At 33.7% G+C, this 23,198-nt stretch carries 17 protein-coding genes, 3 tRNA genes and 1 pseudogene; 13 read left to right on the top strand and 8 right to left on the bottom strand.

Annotated features, from left to right (window positions below):
• Nucleotides 1-50: 50 nt before the first annotated feature.
• The 6 genes and pseudogenes from ACNQF9_RS10380 (at nt 51) to ACNQF9_RS10355 (ending at nt 8,354) form a co-directional block, all read left to right on the top strand.
• Nucleotides 51-536, top strand: coding sequence for an acyl-CoA carboxylase biotin carboxyl carrier protein subunit (locus tag ACNQF9_RS10380; protein ID WP_417959495.1), 486 nt, complete (start codon nt 51-53; stop codon nt 534-536).
• Between the two features lie 106 nt (nt 537-642).
• Nucleotides 643-2,085 carry an acetyl-CoA carboxylase biotin carboxylase subunit gene (accC, locus tag ACNQF9_RS10375; RefSeq protein WP_417959496.1) on the top strand — a complete coding sequence of 481 codons (1,443 nt, stop codon included), beginning with the start codon at nt 643-645 and terminating at the stop codon, nt 2,083-2,085.
• 3 nt (nt 2,086-2,088) lie between these two features.
• Nucleotides 2,089-3,630 (top strand): acyl-CoA carboxylase subunit beta, encoded by a 1,542-nt coding sequence (locus ACNQF9_RS10370; protein ID WP_417959497.1) that lies wholly within the window; start codon nt 2,089-2,091, stop codon nt 3,628-3,630.
• A 146-nt stretch (nt 3,631-3,776) separates the two neighbouring features.
• A pseudogene (locus tag ACNQF9_RS10365) lies at nt 3,777-4,277 on the top strand (aldo/keto reductase); the annotation flags it as partial.
• Between the two features lie 432 nt (nt 4,278-4,709).
• Entirely contained in the window at nt 4,710-6,776 is a 2,067-nt protein-coding gene (locus ACNQF9_RS10360) for an ATP-binding protein (RefSeq protein WP_417959498.1), read from the top strand.
• A 186-nt stretch (nt 6,777-6,962) separates the two neighbouring features.
• Complete coding sequence (locus ACNQF9_RS10355; RefSeq protein ID WP_417959499.1) at nt 6,963-8,354, top strand: NAD-dependent succinate-semialdehyde dehydrogenase; 1,392 nt, start codon at nt 6,963-6,965, stop codon at nt 8,352-8,354.
• A 139-nt stretch (nt 8,355-8,493) separates the two neighbouring features.
• Here ACNQF9_RS10355 and ACNQF9_RS10350 read toward each other — a convergent pair whose 3' ends face one another.
• On the bottom strand, nt 8,494-8,973 hold the full coding sequence (locus ACNQF9_RS10350; protein WP_417959500.1) for a hypothetical protein: 480 nt from the start codon (nt 8,971-8,973) through the stop codon (nt 8,494-8,496).
• Nucleotides 8,974-9,960: 987 nt separating this feature from the next.
• Between ACNQF9_RS10350 and ACNQF9_RS10345 the strand changes: the two genes are divergently transcribed.
• Entirely contained in the window at nt 9,961-11,010 is a 1,050-nt protein-coding gene (locus ACNQF9_RS10345; RefSeq protein WP_417990187.1) for an outer membrane beta-barrel protein, read from the top strand.
• A 150-nt stretch (nt 11,011-11,160) separates the two neighbouring features.
• On the opposite strand, the gene ACNQF9_RS10340 is transcribed toward ACNQF9_RS10345, so the two are convergent.
• From ACNQF9_RS10340 to ACNQF9_RS10320, 5 genes are all read right to left on the bottom strand, one after another.
• Nucleotides 11,161-12,063, bottom strand: coding sequence for an N-acetylmuramoyl-L-alanine amidase (locus ACNQF9_RS10340; protein ID WP_417990186.1), 903 nt, complete (start codon nt 12,061-12,063; stop codon nt 11,161-11,163).
• 31 nt (nt 12,064-12,094) lie between these two features.
• Nucleotides 12,095-12,562, bottom strand: coding sequence for a hypothetical protein (locus ACNQF9_RS10335; RefSeq protein WP_417990185.1), 468 nt, complete (start codon nt 12,560-12,562; stop codon nt 12,095-12,097).
• 41 nt (nt 12,563-12,603) lie between these two features.
• Nucleotides 12,604-13,917 (bottom strand): 30S ribosomal protein S12 methylthiotransferase RimO, encoded by a 1,314-nt coding sequence (gene rimO / locus ACNQF9_RS10330; RefSeq protein ID WP_417990184.1) that lies wholly within the window; start codon nt 13,915-13,917, stop codon nt 12,604-12,606.
• Nucleotides 13,918-14,148: 231 nt separating this feature from the next.
• Nucleotides 14,149-15,651, bottom strand: a complete 1,503-nt coding sequence (locus ACNQF9_RS10325) for an OmpP1/FadL family transporter (protein ID WP_417990183.1) — start codon at nt 15,649-15,651, stop codon at nt 14,149-14,151.
• Nucleotides 15,652-15,696: 45 nt separating this feature from the next.
• Nucleotides 15,697-16,701 (bottom strand): hypothetical protein, encoded by a 1,005-nt coding sequence (locus tag ACNQF9_RS10320; protein WP_417990182.1) that lies wholly within the window; start codon nt 16,699-16,701, stop codon nt 15,697-15,699.
• A gap of 99 nt (nt 16,702-16,800) precedes the next feature.
• On the opposite strand from ACNQF9_RS10320, the gene proS reads away from it, so the two are divergent.
• From proS to rpsT, 5 genes are all read left to right on the top strand, one after another.
• On the top strand, nt 16,801-18,279 hold the full coding sequence (gene proS, locus ACNQF9_RS10315) for a proline--tRNA ligase (RefSeq protein ID WP_417959508.1): 1,479 nt from the start codon (nt 16,801-16,803) through the stop codon (nt 18,277-18,279).
• 78 nt (nt 18,280-18,357) lie between these two features.
• Nucleotides 18,358-18,429: transfer RNA gene (locus ACNQF9_RS10310), tRNA-Glu, on the top strand.
• A 46-nt stretch (nt 18,430-18,475) separates the two neighbouring features.
• Nucleotides 18,476-18,547 (top strand) — tRNA-Glu (locus tag ACNQF9_RS10305).
• 42 nt (nt 18,548-18,589) lie between these two features.
• Nucleotides 18,590-18,661, top strand: a tRNA-Glu gene (locus tag ACNQF9_RS10300).
• Between the two features lie 34 nt (nt 18,662-18,695).
• On the top strand, nt 18,696-18,947 hold the full coding sequence (gene rpsT, locus ACNQF9_RS10295) for a 30S ribosomal protein S20 (RefSeq protein ID WP_091166799.1): 252 nt from the start codon (nt 18,696-18,698) through the stop codon (nt 18,945-18,947).
• 70 nt (nt 18,948-19,017) lie between these two features.
• Here the strand turns inward: rpsT and ACNQF9_RS10290 are convergent, their stop codons facing one another.
• Together ACNQF9_RS10290 and ACNQF9_RS10285 are read right to left on the bottom strand one after the other, a co-directional pair.
• Complete coding sequence (locus ACNQF9_RS10290; protein ID WP_417959509.1) at nt 19,018-19,428, bottom strand: response regulator; 411 nt, start codon at nt 19,426-19,428, stop codon at nt 19,018-19,020.
• Nucleotides 19,428-21,143 (bottom strand): PAS domain-containing sensor histidine kinase, encoded by a 1,716-nt coding sequence (locus ACNQF9_RS10285; protein ID WP_417990181.1) that lies wholly within the window; start codon nt 21,141-21,143, stop codon nt 19,428-19,430. The genes ACNQF9_RS10290 and ACNQF9_RS10285 overlap by 1 nt, the downstream gene beginning before the upstream one ends.
• A gap of 163 nt (nt 21,144-21,306) precedes the next feature.
• Here ACNQF9_RS10285 and typA point away from each other — a divergent pair, with 163 nt between their 5' ends.
• A complete protein-coding gene (gene typA, locus ACNQF9_RS10280; protein WP_416847687.1) occupies nt 21,307-23,103 on the top strand; it encodes a translational GTPase TypA in 1,797 nt (598 codons plus the stop codon).
• The last annotated feature ends 95 nt before the right edge of the window (nt 23,104-23,198 follow it).

The following is a 23,198-nucleotide window of genomic DNA, read 5'->3' as shown; positions in this document are numbered from 1 at the left end:
TACGAAAACGTTTTCTTTTACCTATTTTTACGTTTCTAAAATAGAAACAAATGAGTATTGGTTATAAAGTTAATGTAAACGACACTTTTCATTTTGATTTGGAAAAGGAAAGTGTTTCACAACTGGATGCAGTGAGTGTGGAAACGAATAAGTTCCATGTTTTACACGAAAACACTCCTTATCAAGCGGAAATTATTACTTCTGATTTTCTTCAAAAAAAATATACTGTAAAGGTTAACAACAACACCTACACCGTTGCCATTTCAAATCCTTTAGATATTCTTATCAAAGAAATGGGGTTTGAAACGGGGCTTATTAAACAAGTCAATTTTATCAAAGCTCCAATGCCCGGATTAATCTTAGAAATCAGTGTTGTGGTTGGGCAGACTGTAAAAGAGAATGATAACCTAATTATTTTGGGTGCTATGAAAATGGAAAACAGTTTTCTTTCTCCACGTGATGGCGTGATCAAAACCATATCAGTACTGATGGGAGATGCTGTGGATAAAGGTCAGTTGTTAATTGAATTCGAGTAACGAGAAAAAAGTAAGAAGCAAGAAGAAACAACCAAGAAAATAGTTAGAGATAATTTATCTTGATTCTATCAGCGAAGCGGTCTGACTTCTTTTATCTATTTAAAATATGAAAAAATTATTAGTTGCCAATAGAGGGGAAATCGCAATCAGAGTGATGAAAACCGCACAAAAAATGGGCATTAAAACCGTAGCAGTTTATTCAACAGCTGACAGGAAAGCGCCTCACGTAAAATTTGCCGATGAAGCCGTTTGGATTGGAGAAGCCCCTTCGAGTCAATCCTATTTATTAGGAAGTAAAATTATAGAGGTTGCCAAAGCCTTAAACGTAGATGCCATTCATCCCGGTTATGGATTTCTGAGTGAAAATGCTGATTTTGCCGAAGAAGCCGAAAAAAATAATATCATTTTTATTGGTCCTAAGTCAAAAGCAATAAAAATTATGGGAAGTAAATTAGCGGCTAAGGAAGCCGTTAAGCAATACAATATCCCAATGGTTCCCGGTTTTGACCAAGCCATTACGGATGTTGAAAAAGCAAAAGTAGTAGCCAAGGAAATTGGTTTTCCTATTTTGATTAAAGCCTCTGCAGGTGGTGGTGGTAAAGGAATGCGTGTGGTAGAAGGTGAAGCTGATTTTGAATCCCAAATGGATCGTGCCATTAGTGAAGCAGTTGCTGCTTTTGGCGATGGTTCGGTTTTTATAGAAAAATATGTAGGTTCGCCAAGACATATTGAGATTCAAATTATGGCGGATAGTCATGGGAATGTTTTGTATTTATTCGAAAGGGAATGCAGCATACAACGTCGCCATCAAAAAGTAATTGAAGAAGCGCCTTCTTCGGTTTTAACGCCGGAATTGCGTAAAAAAATGGGGGAAGCGGCTGTTTTAGTTGCCAAATCCTGTGATTATTTAGGAGCAGGAACGGTCGAATTTTTATTAGACGAAAATAATAATTTCTATTTTCTGGAGATGAATACGCGTTTGCAGGTGGAACATCCTGTTACGGAATGGATTACCGGAACTGATTTAGTAGAACTGCAAATCAGAGTGGCAAGAGGAGAAGCATTAGCAATCAAACAGGAAGATTTAAAAATAAAAGGACACGCAATGGAATTGCGGGTGTATGCCGAAGATCCGATGAATGATTTTCTACCAAGCGTAGGTCATTTAGATGTATATCAATTACCAGTTGGCGAAGGTGTTCGTGTGGATAACGGGTTTGAACAAGGGATGGATATTCCCATTTATTACGATCCTATGTTGGCCAAATTAATTACTTATGGAGAAACTCGAGAAGAAGCGATTCAAATTATGCTCAAAGCTATTGAAGACTATCATATAGAGGGCGTTCAAACGACGTTACCATTTGGGAAATTTGTTTTTGAACACGAGGCCTTTCGTTCCGGGAACTTTGACACGCATTTCGTAAAGAACTATTACAATGCCGATGTATTGAAAAACAAAATGGCACAAGAAGCTGAAATCGCTGCTTTGGTGGCGTTGAAACAATATTTTGAAGATCAGAAAATCGTTCGCTTACCAATTCAATAAAGTATGGAATCTAAAATAAAAATATTAAATGATAAAATTGCCGAAGCTCATTTGGGTGGGGGTAAAAAACGCATTGAAAAACAACATTCAAATAAAAAACTAACGGCGAGAGAGCGCGTCGAGTATTTGATGGACGAAGGTTCTTTTGAAGAAATTGGGATGTTGGTCACGCACCGAACATCTGATTTTGGAATGGAAAAAGAACTGTATTATGGTGATGGAGTCATTACAGGATACGGAACTATAAATGGAAGATTGGTTTATATTTTTGCTCAGGATTTCACGGTTTTTGGCGGATCGCTATCTGAAACGCATGCCGAAAAAATTTGTAAAGTCATGGATATGGCTGTTAAAATGGGAGCACCTATGATTGGACTCAACGATTCCGGTGGAGCGCGTATTCAAGAAGGTGTTCGTTCTTTAGGCGGATATGCCGATATTTTTTACAGAAACGTACAAGCCAGCGGTGTGATTCCACAAATTTCGGCTATCATGGGACCCTGCGCCGGTGGAGCGGTATATTCTCCCGCAATGACTGATTTTACCATGATGGTCGAAGACACCAGTTATATGTTTGTCACAGGGCCAAATGTGGTAAAAACCGTAACCAATGAAACGGTAACTTCGGAAGAATTGGGAGGCGCTAGCACGCATTCTACTAAATCTGGTGTCGCACACTGCACATCGGCGAATGATGTAGAATGTCTAGAAGATCTCAAACGCTTATTGAGTTATTTGCCACAAAGTAACAAAGAAAAAGCACACAATTTACCTTATGAACTGAATGATGAAGTTCGCACCAAATTAGCAACTATTATTCCGGATAATCCTAACAAACCGTACGACATGCACGAGGTGATTGGGGGAATTATTGACGAAGAATCATTTTTTGAAATTCATAAAAATTATGCCGAAAATATCCTGGTAGGTTTTGCCCGATTGGGAGGAAAAAGCATTGGAATTATAGCCAACCAACCGATGATTTTAGCCGGTTGTCTGGATGTGAACAGTTCGAAAAAAGCGGCGCGATTCACCCGTTTTTGCGATTGTTTTAATATTCCGTTATTGGTATTGGTAGATGTCCCGGGGTTTTTGCCGGGAACGGATCAGGAGTGGAGCGGAATAATTGTTCATGGAGCTAAATTACTGTATGCTTTAAGTGAAGCAACCGTACCAAGAATAACTGTGATTACCCGCAAAGCGTATGGTGGCGCATATGATGTGATGAACTCGAAACACATTGGTGCCGACATGAATTTTGCCTGGCCAACTGCTGAAATTGCCGTAATGGGAGCTAAGGGAGCCTCAGAAATTATCTTCAAGAAAGAAATCAATGAAGCCGAAGACCACGAGGCAAAACTTTTGGAAAAAGAAGCCGAATATGCTGATTTGTTTGCCAATCCCTATACAGCAGCCCAACGTGGTTTTGTGGATGAGGTTATCTTACCTCAGGATACTAGACGCAAATTAATAAAAGTCTTTAGTATGCTCGAAAATAAAGTAAGCGTAACACCTAATAGAAAACACGGAAATATTCCTTTGTAGTAATTTATAGAAATTGAAAAACCACCTGATGAAGGTGGTTTTTTGAGTTAATTTAAGTTTTTGTATTTAAAGTTAAAAAACCAGCAGATGTTTTTTAGTGCCTTTTCAAATTTTAGTATCTTCCGCAACTGACTGAAAAAACTTAGATTGTAGTTTCGACTAAAGCCGGTTAGACGATGTGGGAAGGCCCTTATGGCGACTGGGGTTCCCGAAAATATTTATTAACAAGTTTAGATCAGAGTTTGAAACGTATGAATCTGGATTATGTGGATATTTTTTATTCACATCGTTTTGATCCGGAAGCCTCTTTGTAAGAAACCATGATGGCTTTGGATTATGCCGTGCGAAGCGGGAAGGCATTATATGCGGGATTCGAATTATAATGCGGAACAAACTTGGGACGCTACTGAAATTTTGAAACGATTGGGAATGCCTTACTTGATTCATCAGACTAAATATTCGATGTTTGTTAGGGAGTCAGAAGCAGGTTTGTTAGATATTCTGGATGAAAAAGGTGGGCTGTATTGCTTTTTCTCCTTTGGCTCAAATGGCTTTTGGCTTGGCTGTTAAAAGATAACCGAATTACTTCGGTTTTAATTGCCGCCAATTCTGTTAGCCAATTGAATAATAATATAGACAGTTTGTAGAATTTAATTTTTTATAGTGCTGAATTAGAGCAAATTGAGAATGTGTCCGTATAATAAAACGCCAGCGGAAGTTGCTCATTAGGGAAAATAAAATAGAGAATTAAATGATTTAAGTGGTTCGTAAAAGGTATTTCATTATAAAATTTGCTCATATTAGAGTAAGAGTACAAGTAGAAAAATAGGAAAAATTATGTTTCAGAAAGCACATCCTGTTAAAAAGTATATTGTTGATTAATAAAATGTTATAACAAAAAATTTCATTTGTTTAAAGGGGAGCATTTTTTTTTACGGTAAAAAAAAACTAACTTCGCCTACAAAAAGCAGTTTTATTTCTTACAAAACAACAGGTAAGATGTTTTATTTTTCTATTTTTATTTGCCCTATTTTATGAAGAAATTATTTAATTTAAATACATATTTAAAGTTATTATTATTGATAGTTTCTTCAACTGTTCTTTTTTTTATTCTCTATATTTCATTATTTCTTTATACTGTTCAGGAAGAACAGCACTTTTATAAAACTACCTATGATCAATACAATAATGAGGTAAAATCACTCTTCAGACTTAATTCTAAAACGCATACCGCAACACTTATTGATGTTACATTTTGGGACGATCTGGTAAGTTATATGGGGCATAAAGATGAAAAATGGTATAAGAAATATATATTAAGTGAATTTGATTCCTATGATGTAGATTACATTGGAATCTATAGTTTAGACCAGAAAATTATAAATAATACCAATTCGAACAAGATTAAAAATTTTGATTTTATCTCAAAAGAGATGATGTCAGCACTTTATAAGTCTAAATTAAAAAAGTTTTATATTAAATTACCCGAGGGGATTGTTGAGGTTTTTGGAGCAACAATTCATCCGTCAAATGATCCTAAAAAAAATAAAACAAAACCATCCGGCTATTTTTTTATGGCCAGACTTTTAGACGAATCTTTTTTTACTTCTTTAGGTATTATCAGTAGTTCAAAAGTAAATTTGGCTTCAATTGATCATACAGTCAATACTGAAGAAGATTTTATAACTGTTGGACTTAATTTGAAAGATTGGGAAAATAAAGTGGTGGGTAAAGTACTTTTTAAAAGACCTTTTAATTTAAATTACAGCAAAACGAAAGAAATCCTCTTGATAGTTGTAATTGCCTCCTTGATTAATATTTTAATTTTTATCTATTGTACAAAAAAATGGGTTTGTAATCCCTTGAGATTAGTTAAAAATATTTTGGAAAATGGTGATGCTCATTCAATAATTAATTTGAGAAAATTCAAAGGTGAGTTTGGTTACATTGGAAATCTTTTTGAAGACAATAGTAATCAGCGCAAGCAGTTAGAAATTTCAAAACAAAAAGCAGAAGAAAGCGATACCTTAAAATCCTCTTTTTTAGCTAATTTATCACATGAAATTAGAACTCCCATGAATGCTATTGTTGGATTTAGTGATTTACTCATGGATAATAATCGCACAGAAACAGAGCGTCTTGAATATCTTAACATCATTAAAAATAGTGGGAATAACTTAGTTTTAATTATTGAGGATTTAATTGAAATGTCTAAGATTGATGCGAAACAAATAGCACCCAATTACAAGAACATAGATTTAGATAAATGTATTGAAGACGTGTACAATTCAATCAAGATTACGATCCCAAAAGATAAACATATTGAATTTTATATTGTTGAAAACAACGATAAATACCTAAAGAATATAATTACAGATGAAACCAAATTAAAACAGATTATTGTAAATCTAATTACAAATGCAATAAAATTTACCGAGAAAGGATTTGTATCCTTTGGTTATATAATTAATAAAGATAAAGGAATTTTAGAGTTCACCATAGCAGACTCTGGAATAGGAATTAGTGACGATTATTTGAAAGTTATTTTTGACCGTTTCAGAAGAATTGAAGGAAGTGCTGCTATTGATAGTACTGGGTTAGGATTGGGTTTGTCAATTACGAAAGCGTATGTAGAATTGTTGGGCGGAGAAATTGAAGTAAAATCAACTATTGGATCTGGATCGGTATTTACAGTTAGATTACCATTATTGTATGATCAAACTGTTGAAAAGATTACCCCAAGGAAGAGGATCCCCTTTTCAGGAAATTATGAGAATGAAATTATTTTAATTGCGGAAGATGATACTATAAATTTTTTGCTTTTAAAGAAAATTATTGAATCAAAAAAACATACTGTTTTACGTGCTTTTAATGGTCAGGAAGCGGTAACTATTTGTACTGAAAATCCGGACATCAGTTTGGTTTTTATGGATATAAAAATGCCTGTTTTAAACGGATTCGAAGCGTTTGAACAAATAAAATTAGTTAAACCGGAACTTCCAATTGTTGCTCAGACTGCTTATTCTTCCATAGAAGACAGAGATAAAATTATGCAATTCGGTTTTATTGACTACATTACAAAACCAATTGATAAAGAAAAAATATTCGAATTGTTAGATGCTGTTTTGATGGAAATCAATTCATAAAAGAAAAGGTAAATTTAATACCGTTCCTTGTCTGCTAAATTTTTTTATAAAGGGATAGCAGACAAGGAACGGTATTAAGTTTAATTTTTCAATTTGTATGTTGTTCAAAATCAATATTCTTTTTTATTTGATTTTTTCATATTGAATAATTCAATTTTATATTATTTGAATATTAATCTTGGATTTTTGAAACTACATTTACAAAAATATAAACTTATAAAGGCAATGTTGTTTAAATCGATAAATCCATACACAAAAGAAGTTATAGCGGAATATGAAGTGCTAACGAATGCAGGACTCCAAAAAAAAATTGAATTATCTGAAGGTGCTTTTAAAAAATGGAGTGTTACTTCCTTTCAAGAAAGAGCCGATAAGATGAGAAAGCTAGCTTTTGTTTTAAGAGCCAGTAAGGAAAAATTAGCCCTTCTGATTACAAGTGAAATGGGCAAAATTTTATCTGAGAGCTTTGCTGAAGTAGAAAAATCAGCAGAAAATTGTGATTTTTATGCAGAGCATGCGGAGCAAATGCTTAAAGAAGTTTATTATGACACTCCTTTCAAGAGTATGTCTGTTTACGACCCGATGGGTGCTGTTTTTGCAATTATGCCTTGGAATTATCCTTTTTGGCAAGTACTTCGTTACGCTGTTCCAACAATTATGGCGGGGAATGTGACACTTTTAAAACATGCATCAAATGTTATTGGCTGTGCTAAAGCCATTGAAAATGTGTTTCTAGAAGCAGGATTTCCGGAAGGTGTTTTTCAACAAATAAGCATTAATATATCTCAAGTCGAGAGTGTAATTGCTTCGAATATTGTTTGTGGCGTTACCCTAACAGGAAGTGAGATGGCAGGTTCTTCTGTTGCAGCATTAGCAGGTAAACATATTAAAAAGTCAGTAATGGAATTAGGTGGCTCAGATGCTTTTATAGTTTTAAATGATGCAAATCTTGAGAAAGCAACTACAATAGCCACTCAATCTCGAATGTTAAACGCAGGACAGGCATGTATTTGTGCCAAACGTTTTATCGTTACTGAAAAAGTAGCTGACGAATTTGCAGCGCTTTTTGCTCAAAAAATTCAATCGCTGCAACAAGGAAATCCTTTGCAAAAAGAAATTCAGATGGGGCCTTTGGCTCGCTTGGATTTTGCAGATAAATTAGCCAGCCAGTTGGAAAAATCATTACAGCAAGGAGCAAAACTAATAGTAGGAGGTGGTCGTGAGCATTGTAATTTTGAACCCACTTTAATTGATTTTGTGAATTCTGACAATATTGCATTTCAGGAAGAAACCTTTGGACCTTTGGCAACTATTATTAGAGCTAAAGATGAAAATGATGCCATTATGATAGCAAATAATCACCGGTACGGATTGGCATCTGCAATTTGGACAGAAGATCGCGAGCATGCCTATAAGCTCGCAAGAAAACTTGAAGCAGGAAACGTTTTTGTGAATTCACTAGTTCGTTCTGATTCCAGAGTTCCTTTTGGTGGAATTAAAAAATCAGGATATGGTAGAGAACTCGGCACCATAGGAATCAAAGAATTTATGAACATGAAATCATTAGTTATCGAATAACTGTATTTGATATGGATTTCAATAAAAAAATCGAGAATTGGAGTTGTTTTTGAAACAAATCTGTTCTCGATTTTTTATTTAATCTATCTCTGCTTATAAAGGTGTCAATTTTGGAAATAATTAATTGTTTTACATCTTACTAATAGGTGAACGTAATTGCTTTTAAATTTTTTGGAGTATTAGAAAGAATTACGATAAATGGATGTCCTTTAAGTGCGGCCTTTTGTTTTAATCTTTTTTCACCATTTTCAGAAAACGATAGCGGAGTTTCTCCTTTGGTCCCTCCATAAAAACTAGTTATTATCCCAGATTCCTTCAAGCCATTTGTCTGATTCTTTTTTAGTATAATGATTTTTGTATAATCCAGTTTACCTTTCAGCTGAATTTTTTCAGTTATCATTTGAGTATAACTTTGTGATCTTTCCTTTAATTGGGCCACTGCAAATTGACTGATTGTCTTTTCTTCAGTGCTTTTGGCTAAAGTATAATGTACTAAACTAGCTTCTGTTTTAATAAAGTTTATATCGATTATTCCGCCATCATGTTTAATAATTTGATGGGTTTGCGCCATTAATGAATTGGTAAATAAAATCAGCAACGTTAGGAATATATTTCTCATGTTTTTAGATAGTAGTAAATAGGTATGACCTTGTTTTTTTAATAAGGGCATAAATAAATATGTTAATAATTTTTATTTAAAATTAGGAATTAAACTATTTCTGGAGGCGTCGTACGATATATTAGTACAAACTCTTTAACATTGAATGAATAAAAAGAAATTTTTTTTGTTTCCTAAAGCGTAGTGCTCTAAAGAAGTGATACTTTACATTGAATTTATAAAAAGTGTTTCTAATTTACTCTCAAAATTATTTTCTTCAGAATTTTTATTGTTTTGCTCGTGTAAAATGCATGCACCTGTGATTATTAAAAATAATTAAATTTTTTCACTCATCCAAACACAGAAAAAAATGAAAAATAATAGTGAAAAATAAAATTTAATTAATAATTGAATCATATTTTAAATATAATAAAAATGAAATTATACAGTATTAAAATTTTCATAAAAAGAAAAATAAAAACGGTTTGTGTTTGTTTAAACCCGTATAAATAAAACATGAGTTCTGTAAAAGGAAGATTAATTTATTTGTATTTTTCTAACACATACAGGAGTAAAATATTAAAACATATTTATAATTATTTGTCATTTTGGTTTAAAAAAAAGGGGTTATTTTTTAAATTTTTATTTTTTTTTAGATTTTTTACGTCTTTTTTATATTTTTTTAAATGTTTGTTGCTAAATATGAGGGGTGTTCTCTTTATTTTTAATTATTGAATTTCTAAAATAATTCTGCATAAATACAGAAAAATCATTTTTTTTTGTTCTTTTTTCGTTATTGATAATTCTTCTCAAATCAAGGCAGAAAAGTTGTAAATAGTAATTCAAGTGAAATAAAAGTTAATAAATTCGCTTTATTAGAAAGATAATTTCTTCCTATAAAAGATAGAAAAAATAATCTTTTATAGATTAATAAAGCCTTTTTTCTAAAATTTATTAACTAAGACCAAAGAATCACCAAACTACATTACTAATTAAAAACAATTAAAAATGAAAAACCAATTAGCTGTTATTGCACTATTGCTAACTACAACATTGACATTTGCACAAGAAATAAAAACGGTACCTGCCACCACTTTTGCGGGATCTGCAGATGCCTATTATAAATATGATTTTTCTGGAATTGATAATAGTTTGACGAGTTTTACAAATTCTCATAACTCATTCGAATTGGGGATGGCTTCTATTGAAGCATCACACAAAATGGGTAAAGCATCCGTCTTTGTTGACTTAGGTTTCGGAAATAGAGCGACTCAATTTACATACAATGATGGTGCTGAAACATTTATGATTAAACAATTGAATTTTACCTATGAATTTACAGATAAATTTAAAGTAATTGCAGGTAGTTTTGGAACACATATAGGATATGAGTTAGTAGATGCAGTAGATAACAAAAATTACAGTATGTCTTATGCATTTACTTATGGACCTTTCTTTAATACTGGGGTAAAAGCACAATATACTTCAGGAAAGTTTAGTATTATGGCCGGAGTTTCAAACCCAACCGATTTCAAAACTACTATTGAAGCTGGTTCTTCCCAAAAAACATTTATTGGACAAGTTGCCTTTCTAGGGGATACAGGAAGTGCTTACTTTAATGTAACTTCCGGAAGCAGCAACCCGTCCTCGGACGAAAATAAAACACAATTTGACTTTGTGGGCACAAAAAAACTTAGTAATGCTTTTTCGTTAGGATTTAATGGAACGTATGCAATGACAAATAACGATTTTGATCCTTCCATGGATGGAGAGTGGTTTTCTTTGGTGGGATATGCAAATTTAGCATTGAAGGAATCTTTGAGTCTGGCTTATAGATTGGAATACTTAGATGCTAATAAAGCTACAGCGGGACTTGGTGTATTATCAGGAACAAGTGTTATAGGTAATACATTATCCTTAAATTATAAGGTAGGGAATTTAACAATTATTCCAGAATTTCGTGTAGATACAGCATCTGAAGATATTTTTACAAATAGTGATGCAGCGCCAAAAGGGGTTACAGCTTATGCTTTACTAGCAACAACATATTCATTCTAACTCTTTAATAATATTTTTTTTTGCTGCCAAGATGCTGTGAAGTGTTTTGGCAGTTTTTTATTATGATTTTATACGATTCTTGTAGCGCATTATGTAAGCGTTTACAGCTGTGTAATTTACAGAGTTATCATAAAAGGGCATGGTTATTAATTATTGTTTTTTATAGATAGAATAAATAGTATTTGTTGTTTTATCATCTAAAAGGTCATTTACTTCAGTTTGAATAAAATGAAGTTTGAAAGCAATAATTGCTGCGGATAAATTAATAGTGGCGTATCCTATAATTCGCAATCCTTGTTCTATATTGAAATCAGTGGGAGCTGTTTCTAAAAATTCATCAGGCCAAATTCCGAAACCTTTCTCCGCTAATATTTTCCATGGAAATAAAGCACTTGGGTCTTTTTTTCGTGTAGGCGCAATATCAGCGTGACCTATAATGTTTTGCGTAGGAATATTGTAGTCTTTTTTAAGCTTAGTCAAAAGAGCCAGCAGACTATTGATTTGTAATTCAGAAAACAGTTCTGATCCATTGTTATCCAGTTCAATACCTATTGAAGTGGAATTGATATCGGTGTTTTTGCCCCAAGAACCATTTCCAGCATGCCATGCTCTTAAATAGTCATTTAACATTTGTACTACTTTCCCGTTTTCAGAGATCACATAATGAGAACTCACTTGTGCTTCAGTTCTTGTAAATGTTTTTAAAGTTTGTTGTAAAGAATCTTGCGCAGTATGATGAATAATAATGAAATTAGGTTTTCTTAAATTAAAATTAACTGTTCCTATCCATTCCGTTTTAATACCATTTTCTAAGGAAGTAGAACCCATTCTGGAAATGGTATCTTTATAGGTATGAAGTTGCATAGTATATAATGTGTCAATATTTAATGTTACATGAGGTACAACCGGCAAAGGTTGTGATTCCTTGCTATAAATAGTTTCTTTTAGCGTTTTTAGTTTACTATCATATATTTTCTCGCTCTTTTTGTAAGGATTTGTGGAACAAGAAGTGATGATACAAGTAAAAATCAAGGAATAAAAAATTTTTCTCATGAAGGTTTATTTAATAAAGTACTGCAATCAATTATTTAGATTTTTTTTTGGATTTTTTTGGATTTTTTGCCTCTTCATTAAGAGCAATGAATTTTACTTTTTGCTCTTTGTTTAATAATTCCATTATTTTTCTATCAGTGACTTCTGAAAGAGCTTTAATATTTGCTATTTTATCTTCTTGGCTAACTTCAGCTTTTACCAGCATCCCTTGTGTTCTTATACTTTCACCTAAGATATTAGAGATGGCAATTACCTGTAGTTCATCTAGAATTAGTTCAGGTTTTATTCGCTCTACTATTTTTGAAACAGTAACTTCTACAGGGATTTCTTTCGGTTTTTCTTGAGTTCTGGGTTGGTCCATTGCACTATTCATCCGGCGATTGCTGCCGTAATTATTCCCATAGCCATTGTTGTATCCTCCATTCCCGTATTGTGCAGAAATAGTATTTGAGGATAATAATATAAATACAAAAAAGAACATAGATTGAAATAGTCTCATGTGTAGTGTTTTAAAATGAAATTAAAATCGTCTTAAGAAAATTATATTGGTTCTCCGTATAAGTCAAATTCTGTAGCTTCTATAATCTTTATCAGGACAAACTCACCAGTTTTTACATAATGCTTAGATGCGTCTATTAGTACTTCGTTATCCACATCAGGACTGTCAAATTCTGTACGTCCTACAAAATGTGCTCCTTCTTTTCTATCGATGATACATTTGAATGTTTGTCCAACTTTTTCTTGGTTTAAATCCCAGGAAATTTGAGATTGTAATTCCATGATTTCATTTGCACGTTCTTGTTTTACTGCATCAGGAACATCATCTTCTAATAAATAAGCGTGTGTGTTTTCTTCATGAGAATAAGCAAAGCACCCCATTCTGTCAAATTTCATTTCCTGAACAAAATCTTTTAAAATATTGAAATCTTCCTGAGTTTCTCCTGGGTATCCTACAATAAGAGTGGTACGTATGGCCATTCCGGGAACTGCTTCACGAAAGTCTTTTAATAATTTTGTGGTTTTCTGCTGTGTGGTTCCGCGACGCATTGATTTCAAAATAGAATCGGAGATGTGTTGCAAAGGAATATCTATATAATTACAAATTTTAGGTTCACGTTTCATGATTTCCAACACTTCCATCGGGAAACCAGTAGGGAAGGCGTAATGCAAACGAATCCATTCGATTCCTTCTACTTTTACTAAAGCTTCTAATAATTCACCAAGATTTCTCTTTTTGTAAAGATCCAGTCCGTAATAAGTCAAATCCTGGGCAATCAAAATCAATTCTTTTACCCCATTTTTAGCCAAACCTTCAGCTTCTTTTACCAATTTTTCAATGGTTTGTGAAACGTTTTTTCCTCGCATCAATGGAATTGCACAAAAACTGCAGGGTCTATCACAGCCTTCTGAAATCTTTAAATAGGCATAATTTTTTGGGGTAGTAGTGAGTCGTTCTCCCAATAATTCATGTTTATAATCGGCTCCCAGAGCTTTTAATAATTGTGGTAATTCAGTTGTGCCAAAAAATTGATCCACATTAGGTATTTCTTTTTCTAAATCAGGTCGGTATCGTTCAGATAAACATCCGGTAACGAATACTTTATCTACCAGTCCTCTTTCTTTTTTATCAGCATATTCCAAAATCATATTTACGGACTCCGCCTTTGCGTTATCAATAAACCCACATGTATTTATAACAATAATGTTTCCTTCTTCGGCCTCCGGTGCTTCATGGGTAACGTCTTTACCACTAGCACGGAGCTGGCCCATAAGTACTTCACTGTCATACACATTTTTCGAACACCCAAGAGTGATTACGTTAATTTTATTTTTCTTTAAAGACTTAGTTCTCATAACAGTATAATCCCGATAATTTGGGAATTTTGCAAAATTACAATTTTTTATTCAAACTTTCCCGATACTTTTTGGGATTGTTTTGGCTTCCTATGAATCTTCTTTAGGAGCTATTCCTGCTGTGCGTTACAATCTCCCGAAAAAAATCGGGAGGATTTTCACTGCCATCAGGGCTAAAAAAAAATCCGTTTCAGGATTGTGAAACGGATTCCAAACTTTGTTTTTATGAAATTACAATTCAAATGCTAGCGTTAATGACACATTGTTGTTAATGGCATTTATACTTGCTCCATCTGTAAATCCTTGGTTAAAAAATCCCTGTTGAGAAATTCTTTTGGCATAGGAATAGGCTAAATCTACTTTTGTAGAACCAAAACTATACCCTAATCCTGCTGAATATCCAGTTAAATCGCCTACGGTGATTCCATTTTTATAAGGGCTTTGTTCGTAACGGTATCCTGCTCTTAAACTCAAAGCTTCAATTTTATACTCAGCGCCAATTCTTAATTCACCAGTCGTATCAAGCAAAGAATTCATATCATTATTTAAACCATTAAAATAAGAATCATTTTCGGGTTTGAATTTAGTATTACTATAATCCTTTACGGCATAATCAATACTGATTAATCCTGATTTTCCAAAAACATAAGCAAAGCTTCCTGTTAGCTTACTTGGGGTTTGTAATTTATAAGGTTCATAAATGTTAGTCACTCTTGGGTCAACGACATCCGAAGGTAATTCCTCTCCAGTATTACTACTAACGGTAACTAATTTTTGAGAAAACTCATCATTTAAAGTGTACCAAGTCGAAGATTCATAAGCGAGACCCAGTCTAACTTCATTAGTTACCTTTGCTATTGCACCCACTTGAAAGGAGAACCCGGTTCCGTAAGTGTTTAGATTATTATCAAACTGTAATCGATTTATTTTATAATTGGAGTCTAATGGATTGTTGTTGTCTTCATAAAAACTAGAAGATCTTTGGTAATCAGTAAAATGGGAGTTTAAATTTAATCCAATATATAAAGTTTCTTTATAGGAGGTGGCGGCATTAAAAGATAATTTTCCATTATATCCGGTACTGTATACTGCGTTTTCTTGGTAATAGTTGCCACCTGCAGGAACATTAGAAGTATATTGAGTATTATTTGGGTCATTGCTCACTGGATTAATTACGAATCCTTGGTATCCCAGATAGGCTTGTTGTGCTCCATTGTCTAAGTTTTCATAATTTGAGTTTTCCAATACATTTAATGGAATTCCATTGGCATAATCCAAAAAATAATTCGCTATTGAATTGTTTGGATTGGTTCCTGCAGAAAATTGTCCATTATCAAAATTATTAGTGTTTTCATAATTAACGCCCAACGAGATCTTTCTCCAATTACTATTTGTGCTTCTGTTGTTAAATACAAAAACTGCTCCGGCTTGATTTAAATCAAAAGTATTATTCTTTTCTGAGGCCGTCGAACCAAAGTAGTTTGAATTATTTTTAGTGCCATAGTTACTTAGAGTCACGGCCATTTGGTTATTAGAAAAAACGGCAGAACCCGCTGGGTTTACATTTAAGGAGGACATATCGCCTCCAAGTGCTCCAAAAGCGCCTCCCATCGCTCTAAAACGAGCTGTTCCAGTTAAATTATCCTGAGAATAGCGCATTGCATCCGATATTTCTTGTGATTGAGCAAAGCTTGCAGTCAAGATTAGTGCAAATAAAAATATATATTTTTTCATTTAATTCGTATGTTTTAGTTTATTGCTATAAATAAATGACTTAGATTAACCTCTGCCTCTTCCGCCACCAGATGAACTTCGGCCTCCGCCTCCGCCACTTGAACTTCCTGAATTACTAGATCTTGAGCTGCTATTGTAATTAGGGCTGTATGATCTGGAATTGTTGTCATTTCTTGAAGTTGGTGTGTAAGATCGTGCTGGAGTGTTACTCTGGTTGCGAGCATTATTGGGTGTGCCTCTTCTATTTGGAGTACCATATGAATTGTTTTGTGATTGTCCTTGATTTCTTGAAAAAGTTGGACTTGTATTATTCAATCGATTAGAAGAATTTCTTCTGAAATCACTAGTATTGTTTCTTCTGTAATCCGAATTAACCGCTCTTCTATTGACAGAAGTGTTTTGTGTTCTAGTATAATTACTTGAATTCCGATTGCTGTTTACTGAATTTGTATAGGAAGAGCCTCTTCTGCTAGGGTTGTATGAATACGGTCTGTTGTTATAGTAATTAGAATTTCCCCAATTATTTCCATTCCAATTATTCCAACCCCAGTTATTGCCGTACCAATTGTTCCAGCCCCAGTTGTTCCAACCAAAACCCCCATACATACCCCATCCAAAACCAGCATTCATGCCCCATCCAAAACCGCCATTCCATCCCCAGTTGTTTCCATACCAATTGTTCATTGCCCATCCGGTGTCATAAACGTTGATGCTTACGCTTTGAGGATTGCTACCCCATCCCGGATAGTTGGTCTCATTGTTTTGAAGGGTGTCATTTTCTAGATTGTAATCATTGTAATTGTCAACGTCAGTAAAAATTTCTGTAGGTTGATTGTTTTTTTGTAAGGAACCAAAATAGTCTTTATAAGGTGAATTTGGAGCGTTTTGAGTTTCTATATCACTAACTCTATTAGCAGTATTGCCATAAATTCCATCAGAATCATAGTAAGAACTGTTTTGATAAGAGCCACAAGACGTGAACAGGACACTCAAAAAGCCAACAATATAACATATTGATGTGTTTTTGAGGGAAAGAGTACTAGTTTTCATATATATGGAGTTTTTATTGTTGTACATTACAAAAATAGTTAGTTTTGCGGAACTATATTATAAAATTATTAATGCAAAATTTGTGCCAAACTATTCAAAATGAGTAAGAGCTTAACTACAAGATCAGAAGATTATTCAAAATGGTATAACGAGTTGGTTGTCAAAGCCGATTTAGCCGAGAATTCAGGAGTTAGAGGTTGTATGGTTATCAAACCGTATGGTTATGCGATATGGGAAAAAATGCAAGCAGAGTTGGATCGAATGTTTAAAGAAACGGGCCATCAAAATGCCTATTTCCCTCTATTTGTGCCAAAAAGTATGTTTGAAGCAGAAGAGAAAAATGCAGAGGGGTTTGCAAAAGAGTGTGCTATAGTTACGCATTATAGATTGAAAAATGATCCTGATAGGCCTGGAAAACTAATGGTTGATCCTAATGCAAAATTAGAAGAAGAATTAATTGTTCGTCCTACAAGTGAAGCTATTATTTGGTCAACGTATAAAGGCTGGGTTCAATCCTACAGAGACTTACCGTTGTTAATTAATCAGTGGGCTAATGTGGTCCGTTGGGAAATGAGAACCAGATTGTTTTTAAGAACGGCAGAGTTTTTATGGCAAGAAGGGCATACTGCTCATGCAACAAAAGCGGAAGCTTTAGAAGAATCGGAAAAGATGATGAATGTATATGCTGATTTTGCTCAAAATTTCATGGCTATTCCTGTTGTAAAAGGAACTAAAACTGAAACAGAACGATTTGCAGGAGCGGAAGAAACGTATTGCATTGAAGCCTTGATGCAAGATGGAAAGGCCTTGCAGGCTGGAACATCTCATTTTTTAGGACAGAATTTTGCGAAAGCTTTTGATGTTAAATTTGCTAATGCCGAAGGGAAGCAAGAACATGTTTGGGGAACATCTTGGGGTGTTTCTACTCGTTTGATGGGAGCATTAGTAATGACGCACTCAGATGATCAAGGATTAGTATTACCTCCTAACTTAGCGCCTATTCAAGTAGTAATTGTACCTATTTACAAAACAGAGGAGCAACTAGAAGCAATAACAGCAGAAGTAACTAATGTGACAATGGCTTTACGAAAATTACATATTTCTGTGAAGTTTGATAGCAGGACGACACAAAAACCTGGTTTTAAATTTGCCGAATGGGAATTAAAAGGAGTGCCGGTACGAATTGCTATAGGTCCGAAAGATTTAGAAAATGGTACTTTTGAGGTAGCACGTAGAGATACGCTAACGAAAGAAGTGGTTTCAAAGAATGAAATTGCGACTTACATCAGCGATTTATTAGCGCAAATTCAAAAAGAATTGTTCGAAAAAGCTTTTGATTATAAAAATACACATACAACGGAAGTGAATAGTTTTGAAGAGTTTAAAGAAGTTCTTGAGACAAAAGGAGGTTTTGTATCAGCACATTGGGATGGGACTGCAGCCACTGAAGAGAAGATTAAAGATTTGACTAAAGCAACCATCAGATGTATTCCTTTGGATCGAGTGGAAGAGGCGGGAAGCTGTGTTTTTACTGGGAATACTTCAGTAGGTAGAGTGTTGTTTGCGAAGGCATATTAAAAATAAATAAATTTTTTCGCATCTACTATTGTGCGTTTCAAAAATAGTTGTATTTTTGCATCCGCATTAGAGAAGCAGGGCCCGTTCGTCTATCGGTTAGGACGCATGGTTTTCATCCATGTAAGAGCGGTTCGATTCCGCTACGGGCTACTATTTTTTTTGCATGTTGAAGTTCTCCTGAACTAAGAGGGAAAATGGCCCGTTCGTCTATCGGTTAGGACGCATGGTTTTCATCCATGTAAGAGCGGTTCGATTCCGCTACGGGCTACAATTCAATTATTATTTAGATTGATAAAACTTAGGGGATAATGGTCCGTTCGTCTAGGGGTTAGGACGCCAAGCTTTCGTCTTGGTAACAGGGGTTCGATTCCCTTACGGACTACAAAAAAAACAGTAAAAGATAAAAAAGCAATAAAATGGCAAATCATAAATCAGCTCTAAAGAGAATTAGAAGTAACGAAAAGAGAAGAGTATTAAATAGATACCAACACAAAACTACTCGTAATGCTATTAAAGCATTAAGAATAGCAACTGATAAAGTTGATGCTACATCAAAATTGTCTAATGTTATTTCTATGATTGATAAATTAGCTAAAAAGAATATCATTCATGATAACAAAGCATCTAATTTGAAATCTAAATTAACAAAACTTGTTGCTAAATTGTAAGTACTACAATTTTTAGATATAAAAAAAGCTCTCAAAATTGAGAGCTTTTTTTATATCTACTATTTTGGCATTATTCAAATTTAGTTTTTAAGTAGTCAAGCATTGATAAGCTGATGGGTTTTGACAGAAAGTCAATTACAATTGGATATTTTTTTGACTTTTCTAAATCTTCGGGATCAATTGTAGAAGAAAGTATTACAACCTTTATCGTATTGAATTCAGAGTATTCAGCGCTACTAAAGGATTCTAGAAATTCCCATCCTCCCATTACAGGCATATTTAAATCCAAAAAAATTAGTTGAGGGTATTTTATTTGCTGATTTTTATTATTTAGATCCTTAAGAGAATCGAAGAAATTAAGTGCTTCTTCACCATTTTGGGATGTGATTATTTCATTACAAAAGGAAGATTTGAAAATTACTTTTTTGCATAGCATAAGCGTTATTGGATCGTCATCAACGCATAAAATTTGGTCTAGCATTATTGCTTGTTTTTAAAAATTAATGTAAATGTGGTGCCTTTATTGACTTCGCTCTCAATATCAATAGTTCCGCCCATAGTTTCAACTTGTGATTTTACTAAATACAATCCCAATCCTTTGCTGTCAGGATAATTATGAAAACGTTGATAAAGGCCAAAAATTTTATCTTTGTTTCGAATTAAATCAATGCCTATACCGTTGTCTTTGAAAATTAAAACGACGGTGTCGTCAATTTCATTAGTGGTAATTGAAATTTTAAGTTTTCTATTCTCTGATTTGTATTTTATGGCATTTGTTAAAAGATTCAATAATATGCTTTCAATATAGGCTTTGTTAATATTAAGGATGGAAACTTTTTCAAAATTAAGCTTAATAATGGGTTTGTATAATTCTATTTGAAAATTAAGCTGACTAATAACATTTTCAAATATTTCATTTATCAATACGGGTTCTTTCTTGATAGAAGGATTGTTTTTGATGATGATTACTTTGACAAGGTCATTAATGGTGTCATTTAGTAAATGAGTGGATTTATTGAAGCCACTTAAGATTTCTTTTAATTCTTGATCTTCAACCGGGATGTCTTCCAGTAAATTTAGCAAGCCTGTTAAGTTTGATAATGGTGCTCGAAGGTTGTGAGAGGTAATGTAAGAAAATTGCTTTAAATCTTTATTGTTTTGGGTTAGTTCTCTAATAAGTTGTTCTTTTTCTTTTTCTTGTTTTTTCTCCTCGGTTATGTCTCTTTGTATGGAGATCCAATGGGAAAGTTCATTGTCTGAATTGTAAATTGGGATCATGGAGAGGCGTACCCAGTATTCATCTTTGTTTTTTTTATAACTGATGGTTTCAATGAAACATTCTTCTTTATTGTGTATGGCTGTTAATAACTTTTCAAGTTCATTAGCATCGGAGTTTGGGCTGTTAAAAAGATCCGGAGATTTTCCTATAATTTCATCAGATTCATATCCTGACATGATCGAAAACGCAGGATTGACATAGATAATATTGGGAATTTTTGCGTCAATTGAATCTGCTTCGGTAATGATTATTGAATCTTTTGATTGCGTAATTACTGTTTCTAATAATTTAAGTCTTTGTTCTTCTTCCTTTTGTTTGGTGATATCTTGTATGGCTCCTATCATTCTGGTAGCTTTGCCACTTTCATCTTTCAATAAAAACCCTCTGTCTAAGACATATTTGTATGAGTTGTCAGAACATCTAAAACGGTATTGATCTTGCCATTTTTCGGTTTTTTGTTCAATAAAAGAGTAGAGTCTAACGGACATTTTTATACTGTCTTCCGGATGGATTTTGTCAAACCACCAATTTGAATTGTCGTTGACTTGGTCTTCCGTGTACCCAAAAACGGTTTCAATTCCTTTGTTCCAAGACATGCTGTTTTCTTGTATTTTCCAATCCCAAATAGTATCGCTAGTTGCTTTAGCTACAATGTTATATTTTTCATTTGACTCCTTAATTTCGTTATTAGTATTTTTAAGTTTTTCAAATATAGCGGTCTTTCTTTCGTCATTTTTAGAAAGAATAAGTTTAAAAATTAGTCCAGTGAGTAATACAAACAATATGTCCTTAATAAAGGTATAAAATGGGATATTTTCTTTTGAAATATAATGTAGGAGTAACTTATGACAAACAATTGCTACAAACATTGAGATGAGAATGTAGATGATAATAACTTGGTTGGTTTTACTTTTCATTACTCAAATGTAAATAATTATTGCCGAATTATTGAACAACCTTTGCAACTTATTTTTTTAACGACAGGTTTTTGTGTCTAATAGGTTAACAATAGGTAAACTATTGCGTAAATATTTTTTATATGAAAATAAAGTGTACCTTTGCACCCATTAAAAATCACAGATGGAAGCTATTAGAAACATTGCAATTATTGCCCACGTCGATCACGGTAAAACAACTTTGGTTGATAAAATTATGTATCACTGTCAGTTATTTCGTGACAACGAAAACACAGGTGACTTAATTCTTGATAACAACGACTTAGAGCGTGAAAGAGGTATTACTATTACTTCGAAAAATGTTTCTGTAGTATACAAAGGAACAAAAATCAATATTATCGATACTCCTGGTCACGCCGATTTTGGTGGTGAGGTAGAACGTGTATTGAATATGGCTGATGGGGTTTGCCTTTTGGTAGATGCTTTTGAAGGACCAATGCCACAAACGCGTTTTGTATTACAAAAAGCAATTGATTTAGGATTAAAACCTTGCGTTGTAATCAATAAAGTAGACAAAGAAAACTGTACTCCAGAAGAGGTGCATGAAAAAGTTTTTGACTTAATGTTCGAATTAGGTGCTGAAGAATGGCAGTTGGATTTTCCAACGGTTTATGGTTCTGCTAAAAATAACTGGATGTCTGACCATTGGGAAAATGTAACTGATAATGTGGAAGCATTATTGGATATGGTTCTTGCTCATGTACCAGCTCCTAAAGTTTCTGAAGGAACTCCTCAAATGTTGATCACATCTTTAGATTTCTCCGCTTTTACAGGTCGTATCGCTATCGGTCGTTTGGAAAGAGGTGTTTTGAAAGAAGGTATGGCAATCTCTCTTGCAAAAAGAGACGGTACTATAACTAAATCTCGTATAAAAGAATTACATACTTTTGAAGGTCTTGGACGTAAAAAAGTAACGGAAGTAATTGCTGGAGATATCTGTGCTGTTATTGGTATTGAAGGATTTGAAATTGGAGATACTATCTGTGATATTGATAATCCAGAGGCGTTGAAAACAATTGATATCGACGAGCCTACTATGAGTATGTTGTTTACAATTAATGATTCTCCTTTCTTCGGAAAAGATGGTAAATTTGTAACTTCTCGTCATATTAGAGACCGTTTGACAAAAGAATTAGAGAAAAACTTAGCAATGAAATTGGGCGAAACTGATTCTGCTGATAAGTTTATGGTTTTTGGTCGTGGTGTACTTCACTTGTCTGTTCTTATTGAAACAATGAGAAGAGAAGGTTATGAATTGCAAATCGGTCAGCCACAAGTTATCATTAAAGAAATTGATGGTAAAAAATGTGAGCCTATTGAGGAATTAACAATCGACTTACCAGAAACACTTTCGGGAAGAGCGGTAGAGTTTGTTACTTTGCGTAAAGGTGAAATGTTGAGTATGGATGCTAAAGGAGAACGTATGATTATAAAATTTAATATTCCATCACGTGGAATTATTGGATTGCGTAATCAATTGCTTACTGCTACTGCTGGTGAAGCTATTATGGCACATCGTTTTATAGGATATGAGCCTTACAAAGGAGAAATTTCTGGACGTAACAAAGGGTCATTAATTTCTATGGAAAAAGGAAAAGCAATTCCTTATTCTATCGATAAATTACAAGATCGTGGTAAATTCTTCGTTAACCCTAATGACGAAATTTACGAAGGTCAAGTAATTGGAGAAAACTCTCGTAGCGATGATATGTGTGTCAACGTAACTAAAGAGAAAAAACAATCTAACGTTCGTTCATCAGGAAATGATGATAAAGCTAGAATTATTCCTCCAATCATTTTCTCTCTTGAAGAAGCTTTAGAATACATTCAAAAAGATGAATATGTAGAGGTTACACCAAAATCTATTCGTTTGAGAAAAATATATTTGACTGAAACAGATAGAAAAAGATTTAAATTCTAATTTTATAGTTTATACTAAAAAGCCATTCGAAAGAATGGCTTTTTTTATGCAATTTTATTATTTATTCTGGTCACCAGAATACTTTCGTTTTAAAG

This window comes from Flavobacterium amylolyticum, from assembly GCF_048284335.1.
GTDB lineage: Bacteria > Bacteroidota > Bacteroidia > Flavobacteriales > Flavobacteriaceae > Flavobacterium.
The sequence above is the reverse complement of the archived record's forward strand: the minus strand, read 5'-3'. Positions and strand labels throughout refer to the sequence as shown.